Source organism: Streptomyces aureocirculatus, from assembly GCF_000720475.1.
Lineage (GTDB): Bacteria > Actinomycetota > Actinomycetes > Streptomycetales > Streptomycetaceae > Streptomyces > Streptomyces aureocirculatus.
On the sequence record NZ_JOAP01000040.1, the window covers coordinates 17,708 to 30,525 of the forward strand.

General features: G+C 71.5%; 11 protein-coding genes. 10 read left to right on the plus strand and 1 reads right to left on the minus strand.

Annotated elements, in window-relative coordinates:
- Positions 1 to 113: 113 nt before the first annotated feature.
- The 6 genes from IG78_RS0129780 (at position 114) to IG78_RS0129805 (ending at position 6,743) form a co-directional block, all read left to right on the plus strand.
- Positions 114 to 776 carry a hypothetical protein gene (locus IG78_RS0129780; protein ID WP_030568682.1) on the plus strand — a complete coding sequence of 221 codons (663 nt, stop codon included), beginning with the start codon at positions 114 to 116 and terminating at the stop codon, positions 774 to 776.
- The gene (locus IG78_RS0129785; protein ID WP_225882389.1) at positions 773 to 1,807 is read left to right on the plus strand and encodes a hypothetical protein; all 1,035 of its coding nucleotides are present in this window, start codon (positions 773 to 775) and stop codon (positions 1,805 to 1,807) included. Before IG78_RS0129780 ends, IG78_RS0129785 begins: the two co-directional genes overlap by 4 nt.
- Before the next feature lie 216 nt (positions 1,808 to 2,023).
- Positions 2,024 to 2,650, plus strand: coding sequence for a hypothetical protein (locus IG78_RS0129790; protein WP_157855912.1), 627 nt, complete (start codon positions 2,024 to 2,026; stop codon positions 2,648 to 2,650).
- A gap of 265 nt (positions 2,651 to 2,915) precedes the next feature.
- Positions 2,916 to 3,893: a hypothetical protein gene (locus tag IG78_RS0129795; protein ID WP_030568694.1), complete on the plus strand. Its 978-nt coding sequence runs from the start codon at positions 2,916 to 2,918 to the stop codon at positions 3,891 to 3,893.
- Between the two features lie 166 nt (positions 3,894 to 4,059).
- A complete protein-coding gene (locus IG78_RS0129800) occupies positions 4,060 to 5,508 on the plus strand; it encodes a nitrate/nitrite transporter (protein WP_078965896.1) in 1,449 nt (482 codons plus the stop codon).
- An 89-nt stretch (positions 5,509 to 5,597) separates the two neighbouring features.
- Positions 5,598 to 6,743 carry a uroporphyrinogen-III synthase gene (locus IG78_RS0129805; protein WP_030568698.1) on the plus strand — a complete coding sequence of 382 codons (1,146 nt, stop codon included), beginning with the start codon at positions 5,598 to 5,600 and terminating at the stop codon, positions 6,741 to 6,743.
- Here the strand turns inward: IG78_RS0129805 and IG78_RS0129810 are convergent.
- A complete protein-coding gene (locus IG78_RS0129810) occupies positions 6,689 to 7,303 on the minus strand; it encodes an anthrone oxygenase family protein (protein WP_051853047.1) in 615 nt (204 codons plus the stop codon). The genes IG78_RS0129805 and IG78_RS0129810 overlap by 55 nt on opposite strands.
- A gap of 301 nt (positions 7,304 to 7,604) precedes the next feature.
- Here IG78_RS0129810 and IG78_RS0129815 point away from each other — a divergent pair, with 301 nt between their 5' ends.
- The 4 genes from IG78_RS0129815 to IG78_RS50695 all read left to right on the plus strand — a co-directional run bounded on the left by IG78_RS0129815 (position 7,605) and on the right by IG78_RS50695 (position 12,585).
- Positions 7,605 to 8,201, plus strand: a complete 597-nt coding sequence (locus IG78_RS0129815; RefSeq protein WP_030568702.1) for a CGNR zinc finger domain-containing protein — start codon at positions 7,605 to 7,607, stop codon at positions 8,199 to 8,201.
- Between the two features lie 225 nt (positions 8,202 to 8,426).
- Positions 8,427 to 9,005 (plus strand): sigma-70 family RNA polymerase sigma factor, encoded by a 579-nt coding sequence (locus IG78_RS0129820; protein WP_078965895.1) that lies wholly within the window; start codon positions 8,427 to 8,429, stop codon positions 9,003 to 9,005.
- Positions 9,002 to 9,871: an anti-sigma factor family protein gene (locus tag IG78_RS0129825; protein ID WP_063768107.1), complete on the plus strand. Its 870-nt coding sequence runs from the start codon at positions 9,002 to 9,004 to the stop codon at positions 9,869 to 9,871. The genes IG78_RS0129820 and IG78_RS0129825 overlap by 4 nt, the downstream gene beginning before the upstream one ends.
- An 89-nt stretch (positions 9,872 to 9,960) precedes the next feature.
- On the plus strand, positions 9,961 to 12,585 hold the full coding sequence (locus IG78_RS50695; RefSeq protein WP_037703006.1) for a HelD family protein: 2,625 nt from the start codon (positions 9,961 to 9,963) through the stop codon (positions 12,583 to 12,585).
- Positions 12,586 to 12,818: the final 233 nt, after the last annotated feature.

Genomic DNA, 12,818 nt, shown 5'->3' on the forward strand with positions numbered 1-12,818 from the left:
CCCTCTCTGTCCCCCTGCTAGGGATACCTCACTCTCGCGTCAGCCTTTGCCCGTGGATAGCGTGGGTTCACTCAAGTGAACCCACTGACCCCACGTCCCATCGGGAGCTGACTGTGAACCGCCGACCTGCCTTGCTCGCGGTGGCCGCGCTGACCACTGCCGCGGCCCTGACGCTCTCCGCCTGCGGTGGCGGAGACGGCGACTCCAAGGGTGACGACAAGATCGAGGGCGCCGGGTCCACGGCGAGCGAGAAGGCTTCGCCTTCGGCGTCGGCGGCGGGTGATCGAGCAGACCGCCCGAAGGTCGACATGCCCAAGGGCGTGAGCAACGTCTTCGAGGGCGGGTCGACCGGGGACGCGAAGAAGGACGCGGTCCTCGACGACAACGCGCGGAACCTCGATGCCATCGATGTGGCCATCACGGTGGGCGGGAAGGCCTCCCAGAAGGCGCTGAAGTTCTACAACAGGGACAAGGCCCTGATCGCCACGGCCTCTTACATCCAGGGCTATTACGACGACGGGAAGAGTTACGTCGGCGCCACGCGCTATTACGACCGCCAGGTCACCATGCACGGGGCGGACGAGGCGTCTTTGACGTACTGCGCGGACGCGACCAAGACGTACCCCAAGGACCGCAAGACCGGCAAGGTGAACAGGTCCATTCCTGCCTCTGCCGACGACTACACGTTCTTCAACGAGCGCCTGAAGAAGAACGCCGAGGGAGTCTGGCAGTCGGTCGATGTCCTGTCCGAGACGGGAGCGAAGAAGTGCATGTGATACGTCCGAGGAGGCCCGCCAAGCTGGCCGCGCTCGCCCTGACCGTGGTGGTGGCCGCGACGCCTGCCACCGCTTACGCGGCCGGTGGCGAGGGCGGTAAGAAGCACCAGCGCGATTCCAGTGCGCAGGGCGGCGTGCGGGACGGCAAAATCAATATCGAGACGAGAGTCCAGACGAAGGTCCCCGGCAGTGCCGGGCCCGCCAAGCCGGGCAAACTCTCCTCTGTCGACGGCGACTGGACCCCGCCCGCCTGTTGGTACGAACCCGCTTTCTCTCCCAAGGAGATCGAGGCCAGGGTAAAGGCGTGGCGGAAGGTCAAGATGTTCGGCCTCGGGGACTTCGTCGGCGACGTCTACGACGCGTATTACAAGGACGGTCATCCCTACAAGGACTACAACCTGGACAAACAGGGTGAGGGGATGTTCTGGGCCGCGGCCATCAACCCCAACCGCAAGGACGACCCGGAAGCCAACGCTTGCGACAAGCTGCCGTTCTGGGTGCCCGAGAGCGAGACGCCCAAGGAGCCTCTCGCCGTCTCTCCCAGGATTCTCGCGGAATACGCCTACGACGAACTTCCGCTTCCCAAGACCGAGATCACCATGGCGCCCGAAGGCGAGACGAAGGTCAATCTGCCGACCTGGGTCTGGCTCGACAAGGCCAAATTCAAGAAGGTCTCGGTGACGGCGAGCCTGCCCGACACCAACATCTCCGCCACCACAACCGCCGAACCGATCTCCCTGAAGATCAACCCGGGCACGAAGGACGCCACGACGTACCCCGCTTCCGGCGAGTGCCCCATCGTGGACGGCCGGATCGGCGAGCCCTGGGCCAAGGGCAAGTCCAAGCAGACGCCGCCGTGCGGAGTGAAGTACCTGCGGTCCTCGGGCGACGGTTCGTACAAGCTCAATGCCACGGTCACCTGGAAGATCACGTGGACGAGCACGACGGAAGGCGGGGACCGGCTGCCCGACGCCGAGTTCGGTGCCGACCAGAACGTCGTCGTCAAGGAGATCCAGTCCATCAACCGCTGACGCGCTGAACGCGTGAGCCAACGGCCGCCCCGACTGTATGTGAGCCGGGGCGGCCTACGGCTACGGTTGTGCCGCTGGTAACGGGAGCGAAGGGCAGGGGGAGTCGTGGCGTTCGGCAGGCGGAGGGCACGTGAGGAGGACAGCGGGGAAATCCGAGAGGAGGAACCCGTTTCCCCGGTCGAGTGGGCTCGCGTGCGGGAGTTCACCGTCGGAACCGTGGAGCGTCCGGTCACGAAGAAGCGCACCCGCCCCGTGCGAGGCCCCCGGGCCATCCGCGTCCCCAGCGGCGCGGGGGAGGCCAAGGCGTTCGCTCCCTGCGCCTATGCCGCCCGCGTCGCCCCTCCCGCCCCGCCCTTCGCCACGGAGCCTTGCCTGTACGAGGACCCTGAATCGAAAAAACTGCTCTGCTATCTCATTGCGGAGGAAAGAGACAGCGGTGAGCGGCGCTATCGCGTACACGATAAGGACGGCACGGAGATCGGTGTTCTCCGGCGCATTCCCCCGGCCAGCAAGATTTTCAAGCACACATGGCGCATCGATCAGCCCGGGTATCCGGAAATCGTCGGACGCAACGAGTGGGCCAGTGGCGGCGTCAAGCAGGTTGCTGGCCGGGCGGTCGGCAAAGCTCTGACAGAGACGCTGAACAACCTGCACTCCATCGTGCCTCCCGGAGAGGACTGCACCTACGGCGACGGCGGCTCCCGGCGGCAGAGCCGCAGACTGGAGTGGTGGTCCGGCGGCGAGTTGGTCATGGTCTCCCAGAGCATCCAAACCCTGGCGGTCAAGGCGCATTGGCTCGACCGTCGTCTCGCTTTCGCTTTCGCCGTCATCGGGGACGCCTGAGAGCGCGGGAGCGGGCAGGCGGGCTGCGCCGGGCCGGTTTCACAACGGAGGACTTTTTCACGGCGCAGGACTTGAAGAGGCACGCGGGCCAGCGCCAGGGCCCGACGCCCAATGACCTGCTCCTTGCCGACTCCCTCGCCACCCGCCGGGACCAAGAGCCGGGGACACCGCCGGGACCAAGAGCCGAAAGACCCCCGCCTCACTGTGACGGACTCGTCGGATTTACGGATGTGACGCCGCACCCCCGGGAGTTACGCTCCGCGCTATGACCCAGCCACCTGGCCAGCCGCCGCAGGGCGGGTTCGGGGCGCCGCAGCAGCCGTCGTCGGACCAGCCGTATCCGCCCGACCAGCCGCAGCCGCAGCCGCAGCCCCCGTTCCCCGGGCAGCCGCCGGCCGCCCCGCCCCCGCCCGCGGCGCAGCCGGGCTACGGGTATCCGCTGCAGCCCCCGGCTCCGTACGGTGCCCCGCCGCCCGCGGGCGCGAACCCGTACGGGCAGCCCCCGCAGGCGCAAGGGCCGTACGGGCAGCCCCCGCAGGTGCAAGGGCCGTACGGGCAGCAGCCCCCGCAGGGGCCCTACGGGCAGCCCCAGTTCGGTGCCTACCCGCCGCCTCCGCCCGGTGGCGGTCCCGCGCGGAAGAAGGGTGCTGTCCTCATCGCGGCAGCCGTGGCCGCCGTCCTCGTCATCGGTGGTGGCGCCTTCTTCCTCCTCAGCGACGGCGACGACAAGGACGACAAGGCCGACAAGAAGCCGCAGGCCGACAAGAGTGTGTCCGCCGATGTGACGCCGGGGGGCTCCGGCGAGCCCTCCGACGGTACGGACGACGACGGCGGCGGTCCGGGGGACGAGTCGCCCTCGATACCCTCCGCCGACCCCAGTACCGACGTACCGGACAGCGGCGGCATCGGCGGCGATGACGACGACGGCCCCGCGCCCGCCACCGGGTACAAGGGGCAGTGGCAGAACGAGAGCCTCAAGACCCTCACCGTCGCCGACAAGCAGACCACCGGCCAGGCCGCGGGCAAGCACATCGTGTCGTACCTCGACCCCGGCGGTGTGGGCATGTGCACCGGGCTCGGACAGGACCGGTCCGGCGGCGAGTTCCGGCTCGCCCTCAAGTGCGGCAGCGGGACGAAGGAGAAGTTCGTCGGCGCCGATCTGTCCCGCTCCGGCGACTCCGTCGTCATGGACTGGGACAAGGGGGGTTCCGACACCCTCAAGTGGGCCGGGGGGCTCGACTAGCCAGGCGGGGGCCTCGACCGGGCGCCCTCGGCACGGGACGCCCGCCCTCACCCCCCACCCCACCCCACCGTGAGCCCAACGTTCCCCCACGGTCACCCGGCAGCACAGGCCTGAAACGCGCCCTCCCTACCTTCGGGATCATCAGCCGCTGGCCGGGAGGCGTGGGATGACCTTGACGACGGGAAAGACCCGAAAGACCGGGAAAACCGGGGAGGCCGGGAAAACCGGGGAGGCCGGGAAGTCCGGGGAGGGCGGGAGCAAGCGGGCTTGGATCTCGCGGTGGGAGCCCGAGGACGAGGAGTTCTGGGAGCGGGAAGGCGCGCGCGTGGCGCGGCGCAATCTCGCCTTCTCGGTCCTGTCCGAGCACATCGGGTTCTCCGTGTGGACGCTGTGGTCGGTCATGGTGCTGTTCATGGGGCCCGAGTACGGGATCGACGCCGCCGGGAAGTTCTTCCTGGTGTCGATGGCCACGCTCGTGGGCGCCGTCGTCCGTGTCCCCTACACCTTCGCCGTCGCCCGCTTCGGCGGACGCAACTGGACCGTCGTCGCGGCCTCGCTGCTCCTGCTGCCGACCATCGCGGCGTTCGTCGTCATGGAACCCGGCACCTCCTACACCACCTTCATGGTGTGCGCCCTGCTCACCGGCGTCGGCGGCGGCAACTTCGCCTCCAGCATGACGAACATCAATTCCTTCTTCCCGTTGCGGAAGAAGGGCTGGGCGCTCGGCCTCAACGCCGGGGGCGGCAACATCGGCGTACCCGTCATGCAGCTCGCGGCCCTCGCCGTCATCGGGGCTGGCGGCGGCCCCAGGCTGCTGCTCGGCGTCTACATTCCGCTGGTCGTCGTCTCGGCCGTCTGCGCCGCGCTCTTCATGGACAACCTCGCGACGGTACGCAACGACACCGGCGCGGCACGCGAGGCCGTGCGCGATCCGCACACCTGGATCATGTCGCTGCTCTACGTGGGGACGTTCGGGTCGTTCATCGGGTACAGCTTCGCCTTCGGGCTGGTGCTCCAGACGCAGTTCGGGCGCACGCCCCTTGAGGCCGCCCAGGTCACCTTCCTCGGACCGCTCCTCGGATCGCTGATCAGGCCCGTCGGCGGACGGCTCGCCGACCGGTACGGCGGGGCCCGCATCACCCTGTGGAACTTCACGGGCATGGCGGCGGCCACCGGCGTCGTCGTGGTGGCGTCCGAGCGGGAGTCGCTCGCCCTGTTCACCGCCGCGTTCATCGTCCTCTTCGTGCTCAGCGGGCTCGGGAACGGGTCCACGTACAAAATGATCCCCGGGATCTTTCATGCCAAGGCGGTGCGTGCGGGGCTCGTGGGGGAGGAGGCCGCGCGGTACGGGCGGCGGCTCTCCGGAGCCGCCATGGGGCTCATCGGCGCCGTCGGCGCGCTCGGCGGCCTGGGCATCAACCTCGCCTTCCGGGAGGCCTTCCGTACGGCGGGACCGGCAGGATCGGGCACCGGCGCGTTCGTCGCCTTTCTCGCCTGCTACGCGCTCTGCTTCGTGGTCACCTGGGCCGTATACCTTCGCCGCCCCGCCACCCCGCGCCCCTCATCGGCCCCCGCCGCGGGCAACGAACCGCAGCGCGCCTACGCCGAGGTGTGACGCGGCGACGTAACACCGGGGGCACCCTGGTAACACACAGGACATCGTGGTGATCCGGGACCGTCACCGGGCGTTGGCACGCTCGACGCATGAACGTCAGCCAGCAGCACGGACCCCTCTCCGGGTTCACCGTCGGCGTCACCGCGGCCCGCCGCGCCGACGAGCTCGGCGCGCTGCTCCAGCGGCGCGGCGCCACCGTCCTGCACGCCCCCGCCCTGCGCATCGTGCCCCTCGCGGACGACAGCGAGCTCCTGACGGCGACCAAGGAGTTGGTCGACCTCGCCCCGGACGTGGTGGTCGCCACCACCGCCATCGGGTTCCGCGGCTGGGTCGAGGCCGCCGACGGCTGGGGGCACGGCGAAGCGCTGCTCGCCCGACTGCGCGGGGTGGAGCTGCTCGCCCGCGGGCCGAAGGTCAAGGGCGCCATCCGCGCCGCCGGGCTCACCGAGGCCTGGTCGCCGTCGTCGGAGTCCCTCGCCGAGGTGCTCGACCGGCTCCTCGCGGAAGGCGTCGACGGGCGGCGCATCGCCGTACAACTGCACGGGGAGCCGCTGCCCGGGTTCGTGGAGGCCCTGCGCGCGGGCGGCGCGGACGTCGTCCTCGTCCCGGTCTACCGCTGGCTGCCGCCCGCCGACCTCACCCCGGTCGACCGGCTACTCGACGCCACCGTGGCCCACGGCGTCGACGCGCTCACCTTCACCTCCGCGCCCGCCGCCGCCTCGCTGTTCGCCCGTGCCGCGGAACGGGGGATGACGGACGAGCTGACCGCCGCGCTCCGCCGCGACGTGCTGTCCGCCTGCGTCGGCCCCGTCACCGCCCTCGCGCTGCGGACCCGGGGCGTGGACACCGTGCAGCCGGAACGCTTCCGGCTCGGCCCCCTCGTCCAGCTCCTCTGCCAGGAGCTGCCCGGGCGGGCGCGGGCGCTGCCGGTCGCGGGGCACCGGGTGGAGATCCGCGGGCACGCGGTACTCGTCGACGGCGAGCTGCGGGCCGTGCCGCCCGCGGGGATGGCACTCCTCAGGGCCCTGGCCCGGCGGCCCGGCTGGGTCGTCGCCCGCGCCGAACTCCTGCGTGCGCTGCCCGGCGACGGCCGCGACGAGCACGCCGTCGAGACCGCGATGGCCCGGCTGCGCGCCGCACTCGGCACCCCGAAACTCATCCAGACCGTCGTCAAGCGCGGCTACCGCCTCGCGCTCGACCCGGTGCCTGGGGACGGGTCCAAGTACGCGGACTGAGCACCCGCCCCGGACGTACGCCCCGCGGCCCTACGCCCGCCGAACAGTACGAGCGCCCGGACGAGGAAGCCGAGGGCGAGCGTGCTCAGGAGCGCACGCACCGCGTTCCACGCCACCCACGCGTCCTCGAAGTCCGCGCGCACCGCGGCCGGGTCACTGATGCGCGCCGGGTCGCCCGCGTCCGCGAGCCGGTCGTTGAGGGGGATGTTCACGGCGACGGTGAGGACGAACGCGACGGCGTACACGGCCAGCGCCGCCAGCGCCCACCGGCAGGGCGTGCCGGTGCGCCGCAGCCGCCAGGCCGCGGCGGCCGTGAGCAGTGGCGCCCCCAGGAAGCTCGCGAAGAACACCGGGTTCTCGATCGCTTCGTTCATGTGCTGCATGACCTCGATGTACGTACGGTCCGGACCGCGGGCCAGGCCCGGCATCACGGCGCAGGCGAAGGTGTAGAAGGCCCCGGCGCCCAGGCCCATGGCCACGGTGGCGGCGCCCAGGAGCACCCCGGCGCCACGGCTCGGACGTACCGCCGTGTCGTCCCGGTTCCTGTCGTCTCGGTTCATGGTTCGAGTCAAGCGCCGGGCGCCCGCGGCGACCATGGCCGAGGCGCGCGGAGGCATACGCGTGCGTCTGCACAAGGGTGCGTCCACGCGGCGCGGGCCGGCGGCAGGGGTTCCGGTGGGGCCCGCGGGCGGGCACTGTAGGGGTACGGCACTCACCGGCACACCCCGAGGCGGTGAAAGGCGCATGGTGTTGGGTGCGTCCAAGTCTGCGTCCCCTTCAGTGTCCCGCTCCACGTCCCCTCCCGCGTCCCCTCCCACGTCCCCTCCCGCGCGCTCTTCCGCACGCCCTCCCGCCGCACCGATGGCGTCGGCGCCGCCCGCGGCGCCCCCCGCCTTCCAGGACCTGCGTTTCGACGCGGGCCGCCCCTGCCTCGACCTCCTCGCGACCAGCCATCCCGTGGAGCGGCTCGACGGCGTGCAGCGGCTGCGGGACTGGCTCGCCGGGGCGGGTCTCGTACCGGCCGGTACGCCGCTGCCGGGCGCCGACCCCTCCTGCCTCGCCGCCGTCCGTGAACTGCGCGGCCACATCGCCCAGTTGGTCCGTGCCGAACTCCTCGGGCGGCGCGCCGACCCCGCGCTCGCCCGCGTCAACGCCCTGGCAGCGGCGGCCCCGCCCGCCCCGCGCGCCGTCCGGCTGGCCGACGGCACCCTGACCCGCGCCCTGCACGGCGTCCCCGGCCGCCCCGCGCTGCTCGCCGCCGTCGCGAGGGACGCCGTCGACCTGCTCACCGACCCGGTGGCGCGCTCGCTCCTGCGCCAGTGCGAGGGCGACAACTGCACCATCGTGTATCTGGACACCTCGCGCGGCCGCCGCCGGCGCTGGTGCTCCAGCGAGGTGTGCGGCAACCGCGAGCGGGTGGCGAGGCACCGACGGCGTGCGGCCCTCGAACGGGCCTGAGCAGGAACGTTCGCGCGCCACGCAGGGACGGCCACGCCCCCGCGGCAGAGGAATCGCCACGAAGGTCCGGTCCCCGCGGCAAGAAACCGCCCCCGCTCCTTGAACGGACGCGAGCCCCGGTCCGTACGTCCAAGGTGACCAGCCGACAGGACCGACTGCGCCGACCCCGCGCGGAGCACGGCCGAGACGGGCAGCCGAGACGAACAGCGGACACCGGAGGCAGCCGTGCGCAAGGATTCCGCCGTGGCCGATGAACGCCCTCACCGACGACATCGCCTGACGCCGACTCCCGCCCCCGAGCCGGACGAGGAGCTGATGCGCGCGCTCTACCGCGAGCACGCGGGCCCACTTCTCGCCTATGTGCTCCGCCTTGTGGCGGGCGACAGGCAGCGGGCCGAAGATGTCGTACAGGAAACGCTCATCCGTGCCTGGAAGAACGCCGGTCAGCTCAACCGGGCCACCGGTTCGGTACGCCCCTGGCTGGTGACGGTCGCACGTCGCATCGTCATCGACGGCCACCGCAGCCGGCAGGCCCGGCCGCAGGAAGTCGACCCGTCACCGCTGGAGGTCATCCCCGCGGAGGACGAGATCGATAAGGCGCTGTGGCTGATGACCCTCTCGGACGCGCTGGAGGACCTGACTCCCGCGCACCGGGAGGTACTTGTCGAGACCTACTTCAAAGGGCGTACGGTCAATGAGGCGGCACAGACACTGGGCATACCCAGCGGGACGGTGCGCTCGCGGGTCTTCTACGCGCTGCGCTCGATGAAGCTCGCGCTTGAGGAGCGGGGGGTGACGGCATGAGTACGCCGTACGACGCACAGGGCCACGGGCAGGACCGGTGGGGCCCTGGCCCCGGTTCGGGCGATGTGCACGAGACCGTCGGCTCCTACGCCCTCGGGATCCTCGACGACACGGAGGCCACCGAGTTCGAGGCGCATCTGGCGGGCTGCGATTTCTGCGCGCGGCAGTTGGAGGAGCTCTCCGGCATGGAGCCGATGCTCGCCGCCCTCGCCGACTTCCCCGACGCCGGTCTTCCGGGCCCCTCGAACGCGGCCGGTGGCCACCGGCGCGGCGCGCCCCGGATCGGCGAACAGCTCGCCGCCCGGCCGGACCCGGGGCTCGCGGACCGGCTCGTGGACGAGGTCGCGGCCAAGCGGTCCCAGCGGCGCAGGCGCGGGATGTACCTGGTCGCGGCGGCCGCGGCACTGATCATCGGGGGGCCGCTCGCGGTCGTCGCGGCGACCGGGGACGACGACGGCAGCGACAGGAGGGACATCTCGGGCAGCGACCCGCACCCGACGTCACCCGCGGAGGACGCCTTCTTCCACCACATGGTGACGAAGAAGGCCGCCACCGATCCCACGACCAAGGTCACGGCGACGGTGGGCACCGAGAAGAAGGCCTGGGGCACGCACACGGTCCTGGAGCTGAAGAACGTCAAGGGCCCGCTGAAGTGCTCGCTGATCGCGGTCGGCAAGGACGGCAAGAAGGAGACCGTGACGACCTGGTCGGTGCCCCAGTGGGGCTACGGCATCCAGGGCAGCCCGCACCAGGGCGCGCAGAAACCGCTGTACGTGCACGGCGGCGCCGCGTTCGACCGCAACGACATCGACCACTTCGAGGTGCGCACGTTCGAGGGCGAGCGTCTCGTGGAGGTGGACGTGTAGGCGGACGGCGACTGCACAAGCGGGGCCCCTTTCGCGTACGGTGGACGGCTGCTCAATACGGGCAGCAGCACGTCAGGAAAGGGGCCCCGGTGGCCGACGTACGCGACCGCGAGATCAGCGTCGAACAGGAGCATCTCGACCAGGTCTACCGGCGCCTCGAAGAGAAGATCCACGAGGCCGAGTTCCTGATGAACGACGCCGCCAAGCGGTCTCAGGTGGGCACGCCGGGCGCGCTCGCCGAACGGGACGCGCAGGTGTTCCGCGCGGGCGTCCATCTCAACCGCCTCAACAACGAGTTCGAGGACTTCCTCTTCGGCCGTATCGACCTGTTGCCCGGCAAGGACGGAAAGAAGGGCCCCGACGGCGCGTACACGGCGGTCGAGCCCGCCGAGGGGGCGGTCCGGGAGGTCGAGGACGGTGGGCCCGACGGGTCCGACGGGTCCGACGGGTCCGACGGGTCCGACGGGGACTGCGGGACTGACGGGGCCCCCAGGGACGGCGGGGGCAGCGAGACTGCTGGTGCTGGTGCTGGTGCTGGTGCTGGTGCTGCGCGGCGGTTGGTGGCCGATATCGCGGAGACCCTGCACATCGGCCGCATCGGCGTGCTCGACGCGGACTACTCCCCGCTGGTCATCGACTGGCGCGCGCCCGCGGCCGCGCCCTTCTACCGCTCGACCCCGGTCGATCCCGGCCGGGTCGTGCGCCGGCGCGTCATCCGCTCCAAGGGCCGCAGGGTCCTGGGCGTCGAGGACGACCTGATGCGCCCGGAGCTGACGGCGTTCCTGAACGGCGAGCAACTGCCCGTCATCGGTGACGGCGCCCTGATGGCCGCGCTCGGCCAGGCCCGCAGCCACACCATGCGGGACATCGTGGCGTCGATCCAGGCGGAGCAGGACCTGGTGATCCGCGCTCCGGCCGCCTCGGTGACGTACGTGGAGGGCGGCCCCGGCACGGGCAAGACCGCCGTCGCCCTGCACCGCGCGGCCTACCTCCTCTACCAGGACCGGCGCCGGTACGCGGGCGGCATCCTCATCGTCTCCCCGACCCCGCTGCTCGTCGCCTACACGGAGGGCGTCCTGCCGTCCCTCGGCGAGGAGGGCCAGGTGGCGATCCGGGCGGTCGGCTCCCTGGTCGACGGCATCGAGGCCACGGTCTACGACACCCCAGCGGTGGCTCGTGTCAAGGGTTCGTCCCGCATGATGAGGGTCCTGCGCCGGGCGGCACGGGGCGCCTTGGAGTCCCCACCCGGTGCCGCGAGCACCGCCCGTGCCGGGGGCGCCGCCCCCGCTGCGGCCGCTCCCGCTGTGGGCAACCGGTCCGCCCAGAGGGCGGAACGGGTGGGCACAGCCGACCCGCACCCGCCAACGGCGAACGCCCGACAACTCGCCTTCGGCGAGGACGACACCGAAGCCGAAGGCGAGGAGACAGGGGCGCCATCCACCCCCGCACGCCTACGCGTAGTGGCCTTCGGCCGCCGCCTGGAACTCGGCGCCGAGCAACTGCACCGAATCCGCCAGACGGCACTGAGCGGTACAGCCCCCGTCAACCTCCTGCGCCCCCGCGCCCGGAAACTTCTCCTGGACGCCCTCTGGGAGCAGTCCGGCGCCGCAGGCAGGCACGACGACCCGGAACTCGCGGCCGAACTCCGCTCGTCCTTCGACGACGACATCACCTCCGAGGACGACTTCCTGGCCTTCCTCGACGCCTGGTGGCCCGAGCTCACCCCGCGCGCCGTGCTCACCGCGATGGGCGACGAGCGCAGCCTGCACCGCTGGGCGCGCCGCGTCCTGAACCCCGGCGAGATCCGCAAGGTCGCCCGCTCCCTGAGACGCGACGCCCTGTCCGTGCACGACGTGGCGCTGCTCGACGAGCTGCAGGCGATCCTCGGTACGCCGCACCGGCCCCGCAAGAAGAAGGAGCTCGACCCGCTCGACCTGCTCACCGGCCTTGACGAGCTGATGCCGCAGCGCGAGGAGTCCCAGCGCGAGCGCGCCGAACGCCTGGCGGCGGAGCGCACCGAGTACGCGCATGTGATCGTGGACGAGGCGCAGGACGTGACGCCCATGCAGTGGCGCATGATCGGCCGCCGCGGCAGGCACGCGACCTGGACGGTCGTCGGTGACCCGGCGCAGTCCTCCTGGTCCGACCCGGACGAGGCGGGCGCGGCCAGGGACGAGGCCCTCGGCACCCGCCCGCGCCGCCGCTTCACCCTCACCGTCAACTACCGCAACCCCGCCGAGATCGCCGAACTCGCCGCGAAGGTCCTGGCCCTCGCGATGCCAGGATCCGATGCGCCGTCCGCGGTCCGCTCCACCGGCATCGAGCCGCGCTTCGCCGTCGTCGGCCGCGCGGCGGGGGACGGCGGCGGGCGCGAGGGCGCCCTCGGCCGGTCGGTGCGCGAGGAGGCGGCCCGCCTGCTCGACCGGGTCGATGGCACCGTCGGCGTGGTCGTGGCCATGAACCGCAGGGAACAGGCGGCCCGCTGGCTCGACGGTCTCGGGGAGCGCGTCGTCGCCCTCGGCAGCCTGGAGGCCAAGGGCCTGGAGTACGACGCGACGCTCGTCGTCTCGCCCGCCGAGATCGCCGACGAGTCCCCTGCGGGCCTGCGGGTGCTGTACGTGGCGCTGACCCGCGCCACACAGCAGCTCACCGTCCTGTCGGGCGAACGGGATGACCCTGACGGGCAGGGCGTGCCGGACCTGCTGCGGGAGTGACCGTCAGGGCTGTCCGGCGGTGACCGTCAGGGCAGCGCGCGAGTGAACGTCACGACGGCGCGCCGTACGCCGGGGGCGAATCCGCGGGATGGGAATTGCCTTACGGGGTTCGTTTGTTACCTTTGATGTGGCACCGGCCCGATCCAAGCCCCCGGGCCCAACCTTCGTCGCTACGAGCGACCACTTGCCGCGAGGCGAGCATGGCGGGTCGGTGTCACTCAGCGTAAGAAGAG